Below are 18,578 nucleotides of genomic sequence, written 5' to 3' on the forward strand. Positions count from 1 at the left end.
ATAAGACTCATACAAAAAAGTTACATAATTTCACTAACGTACTTTAAGATCAGTATCGTAAATAAAATCAAGACAACGTATCGTAAAGAACGAATTCGACGTTGAAGAAGACGCTTTACATGCCTTTTATTACGCATATGGGTTCTTCCTTTCGTATATTGAATTGTCTCTAGACACACTTATATCATACTTTTCCGGAGAACACCAACGTCAGAAAAAATTGCCAAGAACCACAGCATTATGCGCTTAGAAAGCCTTTTCCAATTACATCTCGTACATCGTGTACAATCACAAATGCTTCATCATCAATTTTTTTAATCAGCTTTTTAAGTTTAAGAAGCTCTTGTTTATTAATGACCACATACAAGATTTCTTTTGATTCTTTTGTATAGTTCCCTCGACCGTTTAGAATCGTTACTCCCCGATCAAGCTGTTCATTGATTTGATCTGCTACTTCATTTTTGTTGCTTGAAATAACGGTAACGGCCTTTTTGGCATCGAATCCTTCAATAACGAAGTCAATTACTTTTGTTGTAATATAAAGCATGACGATCGTAAATAGCAGCTTTTCGATTCCAATAATAAAATAAGAAGCTAATACCACTAGTAAATCAACCATTAAAAGTGCATGACTGACTTTCCAGTTTAAAAACTTATTTAGAATTCGAGCAATAATGGCTGAACCTGCTGTTGTTCCACCAACGCGCAAAATCATCCCAATTCCAACGCCTAGCAGTACACCGGCAAAAACCATGCCAATGAGCTCTTCATGAAGATGAAGACTCCAGCCTTCAGTTACGTGAAGAAAAATAGATGTAGCGATAATCGTAATCATCGTATAGACGATCGTTTTTTTCTCTAAAAATTTATACCCTACGATAAGCAAGATACCGTTTAGAATAAAGTTAGTGACGCCCGTTGAAAGATGCGTTGTATAATATAAAATAATGGATATACCCGTAACGCCGCCTTCACCTAGTCCTATTGGAATGACAAACATGTTAACGGCAAGTGAAAATACAAACGAACCTATTAATAAAAAGATGACATCTTTTACTGTTTTACTCATCGATTAAACCCTCCTCGACATAAAAATTCACATAAAAAAGCCCCTTCTCCAAAAGAGAAGAGACGCTTATGTTTAGTTTTTATATTACGTATTCTTAAATTGCCATGTATGACTATAATATGTTCACATACGTTTGTCAAACGGAAAGTTTATGCATTATGTGTAACTAAGGCTATGAGTCATTTATCTTTTATGTATACTAGGAATGTTTTAATTTATTTAAGCAAAGACGGATGCAGGAATTAGTCGACTCAATCAATTCTTTATCGCCTTTTTTCAATCGAATTTCTAACGCGCGTTGAAAATAGTGATGTGCTCTGGAAACAATCCGCTGATCAAGTAAACATTTTCCATAATGTTGATAGACAAAGTCTTCATATATGTGAAGGTCTTCATCCGCTTTTAATTGTTCAATGAGTAGCTGAAACGTTTCATTCGCTTTATCCCACTGTTCTTGCCAGTGATATGTATGTCCAAGTCGGATCGTATTCAAAAATTCACCTATTGTATCAGCATGTCGGTCATATAGATAAATGGCCAGCTGCAAGTGTCTTTCACTGCTCGTTAATTCTCCAAGTATGCGCTCATATACACCAATATGTCCATATGTTTTAGCAGCGGCACACTCATCTTCTTCTTCAAGAGCTCGTTTCTTTAAATAGATAATTCCCTGCTTCATTTGGTGTGGGTTAACCGGAACTTCTCGAAGCTGTTCATTAAATCGATAACTCATATTAAACGGAAGATCTCTGATGTTCATGCACGCTCCTTTCATGTGGCACATCAGCAAACATACTTTCATGACCGCTTGCTTATGGTCCATTGGATGTAGGATTCTTTCCATTTTGATACGTTTACGCGATTTACAGGAAAGCTCAGCAAGAGTGCTGAGCTGTTGGTTCTTATTATTTTACTTATATATCCATTTTATCACAAAAAATACTACCGTAAAGATGATCAGGCAGTCTTCATATAAAAAAATGGTTTTTTATCAATAAAAATGGTTTTATGCTCTTGAAAGCCTATACGCTGATACAATTTTTTTGCTTCTACGTTATTATATTCAACGTTTAACGATAAAAACATCTTACGCTTTTTGGCTTCTTGCTTGGCTACATTTAAAAGAGCCGTTCCTATCCCTTTTCCGCGGTAAGCTTCATCTACACATAGAGAGTCAATATAATAATCTCCATGTTCAGTTTCTATATCAATTTCCCACGCTGGATTATTAAGTTTAGCACGTACAAAACGCTTAACTGGTTCATAAAGCGTTTGTAACATACTTCCTTCGTAGCAAAGCATAAGTCCAACTACCTTCTCATCGACTTCTGCGACTGTAATATGATGATAGCTATAGCGATTCTTCTCAGACAGAATAAACGCTTTAAGTCTTAAAAGCGCTTCTTCATTCGTTGTAGCCGCCGTATGAGAGCGTGCAATACTCCCAAGCATGTCATAAAGTAATTCCGTTACAGCAGAAGCATCTTCTTTTCTTGCTTTCCTTATTTTCACGATTTTCAAACTCCCTTTATTCTCTTCGCTTGCGTTATTTGTAACAAAACTTCTTACCTATCTACTTTAACACGAAAAAGAAAAGAAAGAAAAAATTAACTCCTAATCTTCCTTTCATTGTATAATTAATGTATATTTTCAAATGAATGGATGATGACTATGAAAAAACGCTGTCAGCAGAAAGATAATACGATGAGCGGGAGAGAACTTATAGCGGAGGTTCTTTTACAAGTGCCTCAGCTGCTCATATGGCCACTGCGTCTTCTTATACGGATCGGCCGCTCTTTGTTGGATGGTATTTAGCTACTCCTATACAAACCTTTAGTGAGCTCATAAAAAAAGAAACTCAGCAATTACTGAATTTCTTTGTTAGTTCTTTGCCTTGTTGTATCCTGCTTCTTGTGCATCTTTTTCAGTACAGAACCAAATGACGTTATTCATAGTTTGATTGTAGTGCGCCCCGGTTGGCACGTGATAAATTTTGGAGTTTTGATTTCCTTTTATTTTACCTTCACAGCTTGTGGCAGATTGGGTATCTTTTTGATTAGAAGAGGACTGATTTTTTACAGCATCCGTGTTATAGCCTTTTTCTTGGGCATAGTTTTCAATACTCCAGATGCCTTTTTCGCTTTTTCGAGCCTGCTCCTGTATTTTCTTAAATTCATCTACGTACTTTGTATTAGGCGGAAATACTGCTACGCGGGCTAACCCTTTTGCTAGCAGCTCTTCATTATATAGCTCATTATCTATCCATACATACGCAAGTAACCGTCCATATTGATCACGTTCTTGCACATCAAATTCAAGAGTGATTTCCTGCCCTTCTAGCCTTTTTTTCGTGTAAGCAGATGCTTCTGGACCAAAGGGCTGTACGTCTAGTTTGGGATGCTTTGTTTCAGGGGTATCGACAAGAAGTAGTCGTACGCGATCCGTCTTTCCGTTCAGCATTTTTACTTTAAGCGTATCGCCATCCACCACTCTTTCTACCGTAGCTGCCTCACCTACTACATCTTCACGACTTGCTTTAGAAGGACTATGATTTTCTTCTTGATCTGATGAATCTTCTACTTGAACTGCTTGTTTTGTATCGGTAGAAGATGTGCTTGAATGACTTGCCTGCTCATCGCTGCATCCAGTAAGAAGCAGCATAAACATCGCGATCATGCTGTAAATAATTGCTTTTATTTCTTTCAAAACCCGGGTCCTCCTTTAACACATTCCCTATCTACTATATAAAAGTAAAATGATTTTATAAATAGTGTAAATCACCTAAAAACAAAAACTCGTGAAAATCCTTTCACGAGTTTTTCGCGCAGCCTGTTTTAAAGTCATCATTTTAAATAGCATCTATTTTATTTTTATCTCACGAACACATTTTTCGTTTTCGTGTATCCAGATTTTTAATCATGAGGATATTTTACACTACAAATACATTTATCGTCTACCGGCTTATAAGAATAAGGAATAGCTGCACAAATAGAATAAGTGTGAATATTTCAATATAATAACTGACTAACATGCTTGCTATTTTTTTGTAACATAAATAAGAGCCCTCACTAACGATAGCTAATAGGACTCTTCAAACCTTTGTTTTTACGATCGAATTTTTTGTTTGCGCATCCACTGGGTAGCGACCCACTTTTCTCCTTTTATAACAGGAGCTCCACCGTGGAGAGTACGGTCATTAAGTTCAGCGTCACTATAAAAATATTCAAAGTACACGGCCATTCCTTTTGCCGGAGATACGGAAAGACCCAGCTTAGGAAAATAAGTTTCTCCTCCTTCTTCGACATCATTTAAGTACATAACCAATGTACTAATACGGTTATTTTTAGATGCTTTACTTGCAGAAGTGAAATAGTCGTGATGTGCTTTGTATTCTTGATCAGGCAAGTATTTTAAAACTTGAAGGCCTTCAGCATATTCAATAGACGGTCCCATTATCTTAGAAAGTCTTCTTTCAATTTGATGTACAAGCTCATTTTCGCTTTCTTCAAAAAACATGCCGCTGCTCGTTCGAATACTGTTTACTTCACGTGCAGCGCCAATTTTTGATCGCTGCATTTTATCTTTAGATAGCTGTATAAGTTCATCACATTCTTCGTTACTTAGAACATTTCCTAAAACTAGAACGAGAGGCTCTTCAAATCGAGCAACAATATCAATCTCTCTATCTTCTAATTTAATTTTATTCCCTGAATGGCTAAAAATCGTTTGTTCTTTTGTTAGTAAAGATGTATTAGTTAGAATCATCTTTTATCGGCTCCTCGAAATAGCTATTTTCCACTTCTTCACTTCATTATATGTAAACGCTTACTAATAAGAATTATATCATGTATACGAAGTAAATTCTGCTAGTAAAGGAAATAAATAAAAAGAAGCCCGCAATATAACGGAGCTCCTTCATTTTTTCTTATAGATTTCACTTATATTTTAAACAGTTTATAAAGCAGCCTGAAAAATTCTTTTCATCTAAAGCATACGTGTCAAAGGCCGCCTAAAATCATCGGTACACAAGTTCTTTTTTGCTTAAATCAAGCGTTTGTGCTGTAGAAGCATGAATTTCGTTAAAAAGCGCTGGATTTTCTACCAGAGACAAGCCGTAAGAAGGAATCATTTCTTTTATTTTTGGTTCCCATTTCTTCATATTCTGCGGGAAACATTTTTCTAGCACTTCAAGCATGACGTAAACAGCAGTCGAAGCACCTGGCGAAGCCCCGAGCAATGCAGCGACGGAACCATCAGCTGAACTCACAACTTCTGTACCAAATTGGAGAGTGCCTTTACCTCCGGCTTCCGTATCTTTGATTATCTGTACACGCTGACCCGCTACGACGATATCCCAGTCTTCACTTTTTGCATTTGGAATAAACTCGCGAAGCTCTTCCATACGCTTTTCATTTGACAACAGCACCTGCTGAATCAGGTATTTTGTTAAGCCCATCTCTTTGACGCCTGCTGCTAACATCGTCAAAATATTATTCGGTTTTACAGAACTGAGTAAATCCAAATTTGAACCCGTTTTTAAGAACTTTGGTGAAAATCCGGCAAAAGGTCCAAACAGCAGTGTTTTTTTGCGGTCGATATAGCGTGTATCAAGGTGCGGAACCGACATTGGCGGAGCACCAACCTTCGCTTTCCCGTACACTTTCCCATGATGCTGCTCTATAACTTGGGGATTATTACATACCATAAATAATCCGCTTACCGGGAACCCTCCAATATGTTTGGACTCAGGAATACCCGTTTTTTGGAGTAAAGACAGACTTCCGCCTCCTCCTCCGATAAAAACAAATTTCGCCGTGTGATATTCCTGTTTACCGCTATGAATATCATGTACTTTTACTTCCCACAGGCCGTCTGCGGTGCGTGTCAGATTTTCAACGCTGTGGTTGTAGTTAATTCCTACGCTTTTACTCTTTAGATGTTTAAACAACATACGAGTTAAAGCCCCAAAGTTCACGTCCGTCCCCGAGTCTATTTTAGTTGCCGCAATTGCTTCAGGGGATGTACGGCCTTTCATGACAAGCGGCATCCATTCTTTTAGCTTTTCAGGATGGTCCGAATACTCCATTCCTTGAAACAACGGATTATTTGATAGCGCTTCAAAACGCTTTTTTAGAAAAGATACATTCTTTTCTCCTTGTACGAAACTCATATGAGGGATTGGCATAATAAACTCTCGCGGATTATGAATTAAATTACTGCTTACAAGATACGACCAAAACTGTCTTGAAAGCTGAAACTGTTCATTAATTCGCACCGCTTTTGTAATATCTATAGATCCGTCAGCTTGTTCAGATGTATAGTTCAACTCGCATAGTGCAGCGTGACCAGTCCCTGCATTATTCCATTCATTCGAGCTTTCTTCTCCTGCATCTGCGAGTTTCTCAAATACTGTAATGTCCCATTCCGGCGCCAGCTCTTTTAGTAAAGATCCCAGCGTTGCGCTCATAACTCCGGCCCCAATTAAGATAACGTCTGTTTTTTTATATACATTGCTCATCACAATCTTCCTTATCTTTTATATTTTCAAAAAGCGCCTTTTAGCAACAGGCCTGTTCTACCTGACTCTCTATAGATTAAGCATGTCTGACAAGTTAGCTGTCTTACATAGCAACAGTTTTTATACATACCCTTTTATCTTGTCTTTTTTTAACATGCTCAATATCACTTCAGCGGTTTCTTCAACTGCTTTACCTGAAACATTAACAATAGGACAGCCAATGCGCTTCATAATTTTCTCAGCATAGTCCAGCTCTTCAAGGATTCGATCTACATTGGCATAATTGGCTTGAGACGCTAAACCTAAATTTTTTAATCGTTCTTTTCGGATTTCATTGAGTTTATCTGGTGTAATAACTAAACCAATACATTTATTTTTCGGAATAGTAAAAAGTTCATCAGGAGGCGTTACTTCTGGAACTAACGGTATATTCGCTACTTTAAGACTTTTATGAGCTAAATACATAGAAAGTGGCGTCTTAGATGTTCTCGAAACACCAATCAACACTAGATCTGCTCGCTTGATACCTCTGAAGTCTTGTCCATCATCATACTTAACAGCGAATTCAACTGCTTCTACTCTTCGAAAATAGTTATCGTCTAATTTTCTCGTTAATCTCGGTTGAAGATTAGGTTCCTTATTAAAGGTTTGGCTAAAGGCACTCATAAGAGGAGTCATTAAATCAATGGCTACAATTCCTTCTTCTTGTGCCTTTTGGTCAAGATACTGTTTTAAAGGTGGGATGACAATGGTATACGCAATGATGGCCTCATTATACCTTGCTTCAGCAATGATATTATCAATATTTCCCTCATCTTCTACGTAAGAAGTATTTTGAATTTCAATATCTTCTCCACTAAATTGAGTTAAAACTGCTTTTACCATCAGCTCAGCCGTTTCACCTACTGAGTCGGAAACTATATAGACAATTTTTCTTTTATTCACATTAAATCTTCCTATTCTTTGGTTTTAATAGTTTAATAACGCTAGCATTTTTTGTTCAACTATCATTTGGCAGCTTGCAAGGTACATATTTTATTGGTAATGAATGGACTAATATTCTGGACACTGTGATTATAAACACTTCAAAAAAACGATTGAATCCAACATTTATGTCATACTAATTATAAAATAAAATTAAATATGTTATACTATTTTCATTAAATGTTATATTAGCATTAAATATACTTAGATACAATCCCTTTTCTCAGCATTTTATAAAAAGTTTGAAGAAAGAAAAAGTTTAAATGTTAAAAGGATTTATGCTTTTAGATGATGAGACTCACCTCGCTGAGCGGCGTTTTATAAAGGTAGACACGAGGATAGTTATATTTATTTATAACATGATTTGAAAAAGAACATTATAGAAGGTTTAATCTCATCTATTCTTTTTAGCTAAGAGTGCTATAACTAATAATAATGAACGGTTTACTTTTGACCTTATATATACTAAAAACACCGCCTAAACGACGATGTTTTGAATAGTTGGTTCTATCTCACCGTTGCTTTTTGCTTCGGCAATTCATTCATTAATTCTTATAAAACGGGCGTACTATTAGTAGATTTTTGCAATAAAAATTTAGAAAGATAATGATATACGCCGTTTTCGTCACAGTTAAATTCCGTTATGTCATCCACAATTTCTTTAATGTGATCCGGCGCATTTTTCATCGCTACAGCATAGCTAGCAAACTGAAACATTGGCAAATCATTGTTGCTGTCGCCAATCGCTAAAATGTCTTGCTCGGGCAAATTAAAATGTTTTAGCATTTGCTGAATTCCTGTTGCTTTATTTACGTTTGCAACCATCACTTCGACATTGTGTTTAGATGAAGTAGAAGTTGTAAAGTCTGTTTCTTGCTTGAGTTTTTCAAGCTTTTCTTTCCATTTATTGATATGCTCATGCGTTCTTGCAAAGAAATAGAATTTCGAAAATTCACTTCCCTCTACAGAATCTTTCCAGTCAATTTCTTCTTTAATCGCTTGTTTACGAGAAAGCCACTCGTTAATTTCCACACTGTCTGGCTTTGGATCTCTAATTTCATTTTCCACATATGACTGATCTTGTTTTAACGTCACGCGAGGTGTGCCATACGGGAAAAGCTCATAGTATACCTTGTTCGCTCTTGCTTTTTCAATAATAGTTTCCACCAATTGAAGTGAAAGCGAATGCTGAAAGACTGATTCTTTTCCTACGTATCCTGCCATACCATTTGATGTGATAAATCCGTCTACTTGAAAGCCTTCAGGAACTAACTCTTCTATTTCATCAAACGCTCTTCCCGTAGCGATAAAAACAAAAATTCCCTGTTTTCGTAATTCGTCAACGATTTCTTTTGTTTGAATACTTACTTTGTTGGAGCGATTTAATATCGTACCGTCCATATCTAAAAAAATTGCTTTAGGTTTTAACAACATACTTATTCCCCCTATTTGTAAAAAGAGTGTACTTGGCAAGTATAAACTTTTCCATTTTCAAACTCAATGAATGTACTTTACTTTTCTCTTTTATAAAACTACTATAATACTCTCCTTACATCTAAAGTATCTACTTATATTATACAAGCGCTATAAAGAAAGCATTTTATATTTGCAATAAGCCTTTATATGTACTGATAGTCAGTTAGGCTAATTTGATATAAAACAGCAGTCACAAAAACGAATTTTCCTTTTAGCCTTTAGAGTATCGTTCAAAAAAGATATAATAAGATTGTTACAGATTAAATACATACAGAGGAGGTCAACATGAACGAACCATCCAATTTTTCTCCTTACCTTATTAAACAAATCAGCGATGCGATCGATGACAATATCAAAGCAAAGTGCATAGACTTTTTATATGATTCTCATTCGTTTTTTTCGAATGAAAAAGATTTTATAGAAGACTACATTTTAAATATATTGCAAGATACGTTTGTTTTAGAGAATAAATTAATAAATCCTAAGGAAATAAGAAATCCCGCTTATAAAAGAAGGCAATCAAATAAGAAAAACTGGCTGCAAACGTTAAAAAAAGATATTAAAGCAGAAAAGCCTAATCCTATTTTTGAAGACATTGAATTAGCAAAAAAAGTGATGGATAAAAAAGTGGATACCGAACATTTAAAAAAGCTGTTTGGCGTGGAAAAACCTGAAGATATTTTAAAGATAAAGTTAAAAGAAGTAGAGGCATGGGCTAAAAGCAAAAAAACAAACATTACTGATTTTCCTTATTTAGATTCAAAAATGAATTATCAAATAGAGAAAGCATTTCACACGGACTTTACTTTTTTAATTGCTGAAATCATATTAGAAAAATACAATGGAAATTTAAGCAACTGGATTGATAAACGATTAAACTCGTGGGTAGAGGCCCCTATCTTCTCAAATGAAAGTCATTCTCTTAAAACCAATATGGAAGTTAAAACAAACTCCCAAGAAGTCGTTTTATATAATGACTATAAAGTTGATGAAGAATATTTCATTCGTACCATTATCCCTGTGAATGATAATCAAACGGTTCTTTCCAAGCGAAATATGGTATTAGATCCGAAAGATTCTCAAATTATCCAGTTTGCCCTTTCACAGCGCGACGAGATGTTTTATAAAGAAAAAACGGTGACGCTTGATTTAGCGGATATTGTTAAAGAAATTTATAATTCAAAAGGTGTAAAAAACTATGAAGCGGTTGAAGCCCGCATTATGAAAATTGCCAGATATCACGTAGAAGGTGTAGCAAAGAAGAAAAATTCCAGAGATACAAAATTTGCGATCAACTTCTTCCAAAAGGCTGTTATTGAAACCGATGAAGTAACGGGCAGACGATATGCAACGATTGTATTTAGCGATGATACGCATCAAGGCTTTTTAAATCAGCAGTTTGTACAAATTTACAGTGATGTTATTAAAAAGTTTAAAGATAACTCGCTTTCTTCTTTACTGCTTTATGCATTTCAAAAAGAGCGTTTAGATTGTTATTTACAAGAAAAATCTTACACTCATTTTTATCCGTATCAATATTTTGCTTCAAAAGTTCGTTTTCGTTCAAAGAAAATTGATGTAAACCTAAAATTAATTAATGAATCTCTAGCAGAATTTGTTAGCAATCAAGTACTGATACAAAATTACCAGCAAAAACTTCAAGGATTTGAAATCTCTTTTATTCCTCTTCAAAATTATGAAATTCAAGACTATTTTGGAGGAGAACATAGAGAAACATTGGAAGGGTAAATCATTCCCTTCCTTTTTTATTTGACATTTTGCCATTTTCGTCTTTTTGATACAAAATCTCCCTCTATTTTTATTTCATAGTTTGGAAGTTTTGTCATTTTTAACGTACTAAACAAAAGCTTTTGCCGTTTTTGACGTATTCCTCCGATGCTTTTGCCGTTTTCCGCGTACTAATTACCGTCTTTTGCTGTTTTTGACGTACCACTTTGCTTCTTTTGCCGTTTTTGACGTACTAAATTCGTTTCATTTGCTAATTATTCCATATAAATTGTTAATTTTTCTCTTTTTCCCGTAAAACAATCCTACCTTTTGCCGTTTTGGACGTACTCCTCCACTACTTTTGCCGTTTTCTGCGTACTAAACGTTGGTTTTCCCTTAGTTATTACCCTTTCAAACCACATTTTTTATTTTTTTTGAAACCTATGTAAAGCTTTTGCCATTTTTGGCGTACCAAACAAAAACTTTTACTGTTTTTGACGTACTACTACGCTTTTTTTGCCGTTTTTAACGTACTAAAAATACCTTTTGCCGTTTTTAGCGTACCAATAAAATTTGTTGTGTTATTTCCAACAATCATAGAAGCTATTTTTTTACCTTTTTTTAGGTGAATAAAGATAACTTTTGCTGTTTTTGGCGTACCACTCTTCACTTTTGCTGTTTTTGGCGTACTATATTGAGCCTTTTGCCGTTTTTGACGTACTAAAACGCATAAAGTTTTTTTTGATTTTTACTGATTGTAACAAACACTGTTCTACCGGCGCTTGCTTGCTTTTGCCGTTTTTCGCGTACTAAAAAACATATACTCTGAATCCCTTGATATGACAGCATTCTTTGAACCTTTTGCCGTTTTTCGCGTACTACTCGTTCGTTTGCGATTCTGTTTCTTATTGATATAATTTTCACAAGGTATTCTTTGTTATTTTAACCTAATAAATTAATGTAGATATGAAATAGATTGGAGGGATTCTCATGATAAAAAAAGAATTTGCGAAAATTGGAAAACAAATTATTCGCCAATTGTCTAGCACCGTAGAAAAATATAAAGATATTGAAGATCACATGGACCTAGACGCTCATGGGAACCCTACAATCAAAACGGTGGCGGAACATCATCGTTTATCTAAATCTCAAATTTCACAATTAATTTTTTATCACTTCCTTCACGTTGATGAAAGAGGTATTATTTGTGATGTTTCTGAAAAAGAGATTGCAGCTGCTTTGAATTGTACGGTTCGAACAGTTCGCAACAACAATGTAGTATTAGCAGAAACAGAATTAATTTCTTATTCTCGCAGCGGCAAGGGAATCAATATTTGTATTGTTCCCTATCCTCAATATTTTGAAGAAAACGGCTTTGGGTTTATGGAACTAGAATATACTCGCTTTGAAGAGCTTATTTTAATTGAAAACGTAAATGCCCTTCGTTTAGAGCTGCGCAAAGAATTGGTTTATGACAATGATACGATTAAGCGTCAGTTTAATCCTGAAGAAAACACTTCAAAAATTAGCTTTAATGACTATAAAATTTTCACCCCGAAATATACTCACTACAAAGGCATGATGCAGAAAATAGCTGAAACGCAGACGAGTGCATTTAAAACCGTTGTTCAAGGATCTACTATTTTCTTTGTTTTAAAAGACGGCGCGAAAAATGGCAAGATGTCGAAACAAGAAAAGAAAGAGCAATATAACACGGCGATTCGAAATGCTATTGAAGAGACTTTTGTAAAATTATCTGGACACAGCACAGATTCTACAGGAACTTTGATGTCTTCATTCCAAAACGAAGACATTACTGATTTGGTTCAGCTTTCTTTTGAATATGGTATTGAACGAGTGAAGTCTGCCCTTTATTCTCTGATTGAACAGGCCTTCTTCAGCCATGATGCTCAAGTCGTTGAAAATTACGGTGGAAAAATCCGTACGCTCATTCGAAAAGAGCTTTCAAAAAATCTTCAAGATCAAGTCCCTGCCGAACTTACAGCTTCATAAGGGGCTTATTTGGCATGCCTTTTTTTTGTTTTCTTTCACTTCTTTTCTCTTTTTTGTGCAAATGGTGCAAACAAACATCCATTTCTACAACTCTCCAATTCCATTATCCTACCTATATAAACGAAATGAGTTCAAATAAATGATATTTCTTGTGTATAACTACGGAATATTACTCAAAAACACCTTCATATTTATCCACAAAAGAAAAAAAACATAATCAATAAACTTTATATCATCCTATTTATTAATAAAACCATCCTCTCTATTCTTTTATTGACGGTGATTTCCAGATTATTTACTCTTTGATGCGACCATATTTATCCACAGTGGAAATAATCCATACTTTTAACAGCAATCTTCATACCATTGGTTTTAAAATCCATCTATTATAAAAGAATAAACATAGTAAATAAAATAGATTCCATATCTACTACGATAAAATACATCCTTTGACTAAAGGATGCTGTTCACAAAAAAGGTCTATTTTCCACAGAGATATTTTTTGAAAAGTTATTTTCTCTCTAACCCTTGATATCATAGGGTTTTTAGAGGGTTTTTCTTTCTCTAATATCTGTATATAATGTTTGCTAATAAGATCTATACTAATATCTGCTATAAGTTTTTATTTAATATTTGTATAAAGAAATGTTTTAAAAATCTCTATGCTTGAGGATTTCTCTTTTTCTAAATTATGGAGTTTTCATTACATATACAAAATTAAAATAAATTAAAATAAATTAAAATAAAACCATATAATCGTTCAAACTTACCTTAGTAAATTTTAGTAGTATATTTTTAAAAATAAATTATACTATTCAGTAGAGAAAATTTTATAAAGCAAGAAAGGGACTTAGTCATGAAATACATACAGTGGATACATCAAACTTTATTTAACACCGGTAAATGGATTGACATTAGTGAAGTAATCATAAAGATTATCTTGATTTTTATCATTGCTCAAATCGTTATCCGGTTTGCTCGCAGTATAATTAACAAAATCTTTGATTTCAGATTTAAAACTAAGCTGCTGAGGTACAACGAACGAAAAGAAATAACGCTGAAAAAACTTTGTCTGAGCATTGTCATGTACGTTGTGTATTTTATTGTGCTTATTACGTCTTTAGAGGCAATTGGAATTAATATGAAAGCACTTTTAGCTGGTATTAGCGTAGCAGGGTTTATTACAGGCTTAGGTGCACAGAATTTGATTAAAGATATTTTAAACGGGTTTTTTATTCTATTTGAAGATCAATTCTCAGTAGGAGATCACGTATCTATAAATGATACGAAAGGAACTGTTGAAGAAATTGGATTGCGCACGACAAAAATTCGCGGAGTCGACGGAGAGTTTATTTTTTTGCTAATAGTAACATTACAAAAGTAGCGAACTACACGCTCGGTGAAATTCCCGAAATACATACACCTGAACAAATAAAAACTCGTGAAGAATAGCTTCACGAGTTTTTATTTACGACAGTTGTAAAGAATTGATCATATGATGTAAGGTGATAATCTGCTTCAATATCGTCATTTTGAAATGCACATGTTTTAATTCCCAGTTCACGGGCAGGTTTTAAATCGAGCTCGCGATCTCCAATCACTAAATCGAGCTGATACTTATCGTGAAGATATGCATAAGCGCCGCTATCAGGCTTTCGCTTGTAGCCATCATCCTTTGTAATAATCTCCGTAAAGTAGTGCTCCATATTAAAAAATGCCAGGATATCAAGCGTAGACTGTCTAGACTTGTGCGTAACAATTACATTTGTATTGGCAAAGCTCAGTACGTCTTCCACGTGAGGAAAAGCAGGCTTATCTTTAGGGTTGATTTTTTGTTCGAGCACATGGAAGTGATTATCAAACAAAGACTTTTCAATATCAAAATGCTTAATTGCTACATCAGAAGATATTTTCATTTGTTTTAAAATATCATCTTCTGAAATCGTTGGATCTGTTAGTAATTCTTTGAATGCTTTCACAATAGTCGGATAGGTATCAAAGATGGTTCCATCAAAGTCCCATAAAATATTCATTTTCGCTGTCTCTCCTTTTTAAAAACGTAACGATTATACCAAATTTTTCATTGCTTGTCAGTTAACCTTTTTATCATCGTTGCATTTACAGTAAAAAAACTCTCTTTATACGAGTTTTTTACTGTACTAGCTGCTGCTGCATCCGCTCCCGCAGCTAGAACTGCTGCAGTTTGAACTCGAACAGCTGCTGCCGCTGTCATGATGGTGGTGACCTCCATCGTGGTGATGATGACGGTTGTCTTCCCACGGGCTTGAACAGCTATAGCCGCTGTAGGAAGCTGTATCTCCCCCATACATCGTCTTTTTATATAGCAGCAGTTCATTCATATGACTTGAAAAATTGGTGGCTTTGTAGAGAGAATAAAAAACAAAGCCTTGAAGAAGAAGTTCGTTTGATACATTTCCTTTTTTAGCCGTTTTTTTAAAGTAAGTTGATCCGCCTGCTTTTTTTCTTTTTTGAGCAGCAGTGATTTCTTCTTTTAACGTTTGAATCAAGTGCCTCTGTTGTTTTTCCCATTTGCCGTTTCTTAAAAAATAGCGATCTAGTAATTCATCTTCTGATAACCTTTGAAAATCTTGAAGCGTACTTTTATCAAGCGGATGCTGAAAAAATTTCCCCCAAAGCAGTCGGCTGTTACCCGTTATGTCAAACAAATGAGCATACATCCAATCAAAGAACGCTCGCTTATCCGGCTGTGGGGATGGAGTTGTCTCTAGATTTGGCTGGTGATGCAAAAAGCGGCTGAAAAAAAGGTCTGTAAAACGCTCATAATCTACTGTAAACATAATCATTTCATGCCATACTTCATCCACTTTTGCACTAAACATCGGTACGTCTTTGATGACTGCATTTAATAAAAAGTAGCGCTTCATCTCAAAAAACGTCCATTCCACTTCATCGTCTTTTGTATTTTTCCCTTTCATACGCTGTTTCACTTGCTGAACATAGGCTATCGGTAAAGAATCTTCTAGTGAATGAACAATATCTTCAAACTCTTTATCTCTATGTATTCCGAGCTCATCTGGAAGCTCCTCTTTATACAAGCAAAATCCTCTCGACTTTGCAATTCTTTTGATAATCAAAGCTAAAAGAATTACCGCTCCTACTATAATTGCTGCTATCATCTTCTTCCCCCTATACCGTGTCTATGTATTCAATATTTTACCACATTCGTAAAATACAAAAAAAGAGCTCAATTAACTTGAGCTCTCGTCATCATCGGGTATCTCGTCTACCTTTTCTACTTTGACTAGACCTTTCGTGCTATATTCCAGATCAAAGTATGCTTTAACGATATCCCCTTTTTTCAAATTGCTTGGAATCGGTTCATTTAAATTTTTATCGGAAAATTTAATGCCCGTTCCTTCTTTTGTTGTTCCGCTGTATGTACCATTTTCGATTTTTTCAATAGTAATATAATACACTCGATATTTGTGCGCTTCCTCGTCGCCTTTCGCTTTTTCTTTAACGGTTTCTTGTTCAGGAAGCTTACTCAGTGTTTCTTGGGCCTGTTCAGAAGTCGGCTCTGCTGATCGATTTATGAATTGCATCACAACTAACACTAAACATATAACTACTAAAACTAATAATAATATCTTTTTTGCTGATAAAGACAATGAACTGTGCCTCCTTACACCTTTATGTATATCATGCTGCACACAAGAGATTATACACGATAAAGGATTAGAAATTGGAATAAATTCTATAAAAATAGTAAAAATATGAGAAAGTACCTAGAATTTTTTACGCTTTTCTGCACTTTTTTGAGACAGAAAAGAAATTTGGTACCTTATCCTTAAATTGTAACTGATTTGCTTCATTTTCGAAAAGAGTTTTGCCCATTTTGTCGTAAAAAAGTCATAATAAGAAGGAATATCACACCATATTGTCGAACGTATGTATATACTTATAATGAACTGCCGAACTGCTTTTCTCTACCCTCATTGTTGAGGCAATATGGCAACTGAAACAGCTTGCTGTTAAATTCAGATTACACATCTATACTCAGGAGGTGGAATGCAAAATGATGTTTGCACTTATTGTTGTGGTTGGTATCGTAGCACTTGGCGTAGCTAGCTTCTACGTCATTAAGCGACCTCAAGGCGCTGTTGATCCTGAGGATCGCAAACCGCTTGTTTCTGTAAACGGGCATGTTAAATTTGCAGAAGGAATTAATCAAATTTCCATATCTAAAATTGACATGTACGATCAGCGTCTTGTTATCAATCAAGTAGCTATTATTCCATTTAACCGTATTCAACGAGCAGAATTTTCAAAGGTTGTCAAAAATGAAAAAGGCCTTCACGGAGCTCCTGTTCAACGCTATTTCGGTGAGTTAACCATTCATTTCACAGACAAGAACGGGCAAGAAACCTACATTCGCTGTGAAACACCGAAAAAAAATCAATTTCACCTCATCTACCAGTACGATTTAATGAAAAGACAATTAAATAAGCGTCTTGGTCTTGAAGATCAGCAGCCTTACCTTACTCTTCAAGAACCATACGAACTATAAGAGAAAACCTCCCTTTTTCACATATTATTTCACTTCCCTGTACATACTAGAAGCGAAACTGAAAATGGGAGGTCATTCCAATGGATTTCGTCCGTTTTTTGCAATATTTTTGTTCAATCGCCGGCGCTCTATGCTTGGGGTTTACCTACTATCACATGTTCAAGCGTGACGCTCCGGTTAAAAAAGAAGAATCACAGCAAGGTGGAACTGACTAACGTTCACCTTGTTTTTTTATTTCCAGGCATGTGTACTTCGCATTTTGTGGTTGAAAGTTAGATTACTTTAATCATTTGTAAAATCACGGGTGATTTTTCTAAAGGAATATCCTCTGTGTTAATGATAAGAAGTCCTTTTTGGACGCTGTAATTGGAGGAAGGCTGCAACACACCGTTTATGAATAGATTACTGTATGAGTAGCTCTCAGGATCCAATATACGCTGAGTGCCATATTTTTTTAACGCATCTTGATCTGTAAAGATGCGCTTGCTGCCTCCGGCTACGGTATAGTATTCAAAGATGCGAACTTTTTTCGGGAATATATACCTAAATTCCTGCTGAGGCAACACGGGAAGCTTAATAAAAGGTGTTGAACAAGAAGGTGCATACTTATCGCAGCCGTAAGATTTTTTTTTCAAGAAAGACTCTCCTTCACAGATGTACTTAGTTTAGTTATAGTCTTTAAGAATTAAATTTATGCCATTAAACCTATTCCTCAGAAGGAACAAATGCATATATTGAAGGATAGAACATGAAAGGAGGTAACACATTTATGCCTCTTCAAATTATGAAACTCGCTATAGCCGCTGCTACCACTGTAACAGCCAGCCCAACCGTCTCACGTTTCTTTTATACAGCAACTGCTACAACTACGGGTGCAACTACTTTAACAATAGATGCCGCTGACTTTTTTGGTGATACAGGTGGCGCGGCTACTGCACTTCCAGCTTTAGCTACGGATAACAGCTATTACAATGTGTATATCAACGGCGTTTTACAAATGGCTGGCCTTTCCACATATACGCCAGGAGCCACGGGTGTCGGTTCTTTAGCTATTACTGTTCCTGCAGGATCTAGCGTTTTAACAGGTTCTCCTATAGTTTTGGAAGTTGTTAACTTTGCTCCTGATTCTACAACTGATGTACAAACTTAAAAATAACTTGCTACCGTTTTATTTTAAAGCGTAATCGCGTGTAAGATATATAAAATCTCAGTTTTACAGAAATTTAGTGATCACAATAAAA

The 18,578-nt window shown here is 35.4% G+C and carries 19 protein-coding genes; 7 read left to right on the top strand and 12 right to left on the bottom strand.

Annotated features, from left to right (window positions below; genetic code table 11):
* Window positions 1-238 precede the first annotated feature (238 nt).
* From N178_RS11695 to N178_RS11705, 3 genes are all read right to left on the bottom strand, one after another.
* Window positions 239-1,069, bottom strand: coding sequence for a YitT family protein (locus N178_RS11695; RefSeq protein WP_045292330.1), 831 nt, complete (start codon window positions 1,067-1,069; stop codon window positions 239-241).
* A 199-nt stretch (window positions 1,070-1,268) separates the two neighbouring features.
* Complete coding sequence (locus N178_RS11700) at window positions 1,269-1,829, bottom strand: hypothetical protein (RefSeq protein WP_045292331.1); 561 nt, start codon at window positions 1,827-1,829, stop codon at window positions 1,269-1,271.
* Between the two features lie 197 nt (window positions 1,830-2,026).
* On the bottom strand, window positions 2,027-2,581 hold the full coding sequence (locus tag N178_RS11705) for a GNAT family N-acetyltransferase (protein WP_013057535.1): 555 nt from the start codon (window positions 2,579-2,581) through the stop codon (window positions 2,027-2,029).
* A gap of 159 nt (window positions 2,582-2,740) precedes the next feature.
* Here N178_RS11705 and N178_RS26730 point away from each other — a divergent pair, with 159 nt between their 5' ends.
* Window positions 2,741-2,884 carry a hypothetical protein gene (locus N178_RS26730; RefSeq protein ID WP_155017337.1) on the top strand — a complete coding sequence of 48 codons (144 nt, stop codon included), beginning with the start codon at window positions 2,741-2,743 and terminating at the stop codon, window positions 2,882-2,884.
* Between the two features lie 66 nt (window positions 2,885-2,950).
* Here the strand turns inward: N178_RS26730 and N178_RS11710 are convergent, their stop codons facing one another.
* The 5 genes from N178_RS11710 to N178_RS11730 form a co-directional block, all read right to left on the bottom strand.
* Complete coding sequence (locus N178_RS11710; protein WP_045292333.1) at window positions 2,951-3,775, bottom strand: thermonuclease family protein; 825 nt, start codon at window positions 3,773-3,775, stop codon at window positions 2,951-2,953.
* A gap of 399 nt (window positions 3,776-4,174) precedes the next feature.
* Window positions 4,175-4,834, bottom strand: coding sequence for a 2OG-Fe(II) oxygenase (locus tag N178_RS11715; protein WP_045292335.1), 660 nt, complete (start codon window positions 4,832-4,834; stop codon window positions 4,175-4,177).
* 250 nt (window positions 4,835-5,084) lie between these two features.
* Window positions 5,085-6,587, bottom strand: a complete 1,503-nt coding sequence (locus tag N178_RS11720) for a malate:quinone oxidoreductase (protein ID WP_045292337.1) — start codon at window positions 6,585-6,587, stop codon at window positions 5,085-5,087.
* A gap of 120 nt (window positions 6,588-6,707) precedes the next feature.
* Complete coding sequence (locus N178_RS11725) at window positions 6,708-7,532, bottom strand: pyruvate, water dikinase regulatory protein (protein WP_045292339.1); 825 nt, start codon at window positions 7,530-7,532, stop codon at window positions 6,708-6,710.
* A gap of 591 nt (window positions 7,533-8,123) precedes the next feature.
* Window positions 8,124-9,005, bottom strand: coding sequence for an HAD family hydrolase (locus N178_RS11730; protein WP_045292341.1), 882 nt, complete (start codon window positions 9,003-9,005; stop codon window positions 8,124-8,126).
* 327 nt (window positions 9,006-9,332) lie between these two features.
* Here N178_RS11730 and N178_RS11735 point away from each other — a divergent pair, with 327 nt between their 5' ends.
* The 3 genes from N178_RS11735 (at window position 9,333) to N178_RS11745 (ending at window position 14,172) form a co-directional block, all read left to right on the top strand.
* Window positions 9,333-10,796: a hypothetical protein gene (locus N178_RS11735; RefSeq protein ID WP_045292344.1), complete on the top strand. Its 1,464-nt coding sequence runs from the start codon at window positions 9,333-9,335 to the stop codon at window positions 10,794-10,796.
* A 969-nt stretch (window positions 10,797-11,765) separates the two neighbouring features.
* Entirely contained in the window at window positions 11,766-12,788 is a 1,023-nt protein-coding gene (locus N178_RS11740; protein ID WP_045292346.1) for a hypothetical protein, read from the top strand.
* Between the two features lie 856 nt (window positions 12,789-13,644).
* Window positions 13,645-14,172: a mechanosensitive ion channel family protein gene (locus N178_RS11745; protein ID WP_237758454.1), complete on the top strand. Its 528-nt coding sequence runs from the start codon at window positions 13,645-13,647 to the stop codon at window positions 14,170-14,172.
* 70 nt (window positions 14,173-14,242) lie between these two features.
* On the opposite strand, the gene N178_RS11750 is transcribed toward N178_RS11745, so the two are convergent.
* The 3 genes from N178_RS11750 to N178_RS11760 all read right to left on the bottom strand — a co-directional run bounded on the left by N178_RS11750 (window position 14,243) and on the right by N178_RS11760 (window position 16,438).
* Window positions 14,243-14,821, bottom strand: a complete 579-nt coding sequence (locus tag N178_RS11750; protein WP_045292348.1) for an HAD-IA family hydrolase — start codon at window positions 14,819-14,821, stop codon at window positions 14,243-14,245.
* 126 nt (window positions 14,822-14,947) lie between these two features.
* Window positions 14,948-15,946 (bottom strand): glycine-rich domain-containing protein, encoded by a 999-nt coding sequence (locus N178_RS11755; RefSeq protein ID WP_045292350.1) that lies wholly within the window; start codon window positions 15,944-15,946, stop codon window positions 14,948-14,950.
* A 72-nt stretch (window positions 15,947-16,018) separates the two neighbouring features.
* On the bottom strand, window positions 16,019-16,438 hold the full coding sequence (locus tag N178_RS11760) for a hypothetical protein (protein WP_014459592.1): 420 nt from the start codon (window positions 16,436-16,438) through the stop codon (window positions 16,019-16,021).
* A 407-nt stretch (window positions 16,439-16,845) separates the two neighbouring features.
* Here N178_RS11760 and N178_RS11765 point away from each other — a divergent pair, with 407 nt between their 5' ends.
* Both N178_RS11765 and N178_RS27810 read left to right on the top strand, forming a co-directional pair.
* Window positions 16,846-17,337, top strand: coding sequence for a hypothetical protein (locus tag N178_RS11765; RefSeq protein WP_028409022.1), 492 nt, complete (start codon window positions 16,846-16,848; stop codon window positions 17,335-17,337).
* An 80-nt stretch (window positions 17,338-17,417) separates the two neighbouring features.
* Window positions 17,418-17,552 carry a hypothetical protein gene (locus N178_RS27810; RefSeq protein ID WP_013083673.1) on the top strand — a complete coding sequence of 45 codons (135 nt, stop codon included), beginning with the start codon at window positions 17,418-17,420 and terminating at the stop codon, window positions 17,550-17,552.
* A gap of 57 nt (window positions 17,553-17,609) precedes the next feature.
* On the opposite strand, the gene N178_RS11770 is transcribed toward N178_RS27810, so the two are convergent.
* A complete protein-coding gene (locus N178_RS11770; RefSeq protein WP_237758455.1) occupies window positions 17,610-17,972 on the bottom strand; it encodes a DUF4183 domain-containing protein in 363 nt (120 codons plus the stop codon).
* Between the two features lie 134 nt (window positions 17,973-18,106).
* On the opposite strand from N178_RS11770, the gene N178_RS11775 reads away from it, so the two are divergent.
* Complete coding sequence (locus N178_RS11775; protein WP_045292351.1) at window positions 18,107-18,487, top strand: DUF4183 domain-containing protein; 381 nt, start codon at window positions 18,107-18,109, stop codon at window positions 18,485-18,487.
* Window positions 18,488-18,578: the final 91 nt, after the last annotated feature.

Origin of the sequence: Priestia aryabhattai B8W22 (genome assembly GCF_000956595.1) — a bacterium.
GTDB classification, from domain to species: domain Bacteria; phylum Bacillota; class Bacilli; order Bacillales; family Bacillaceae_H; genus Priestia; species Priestia aryabhattai.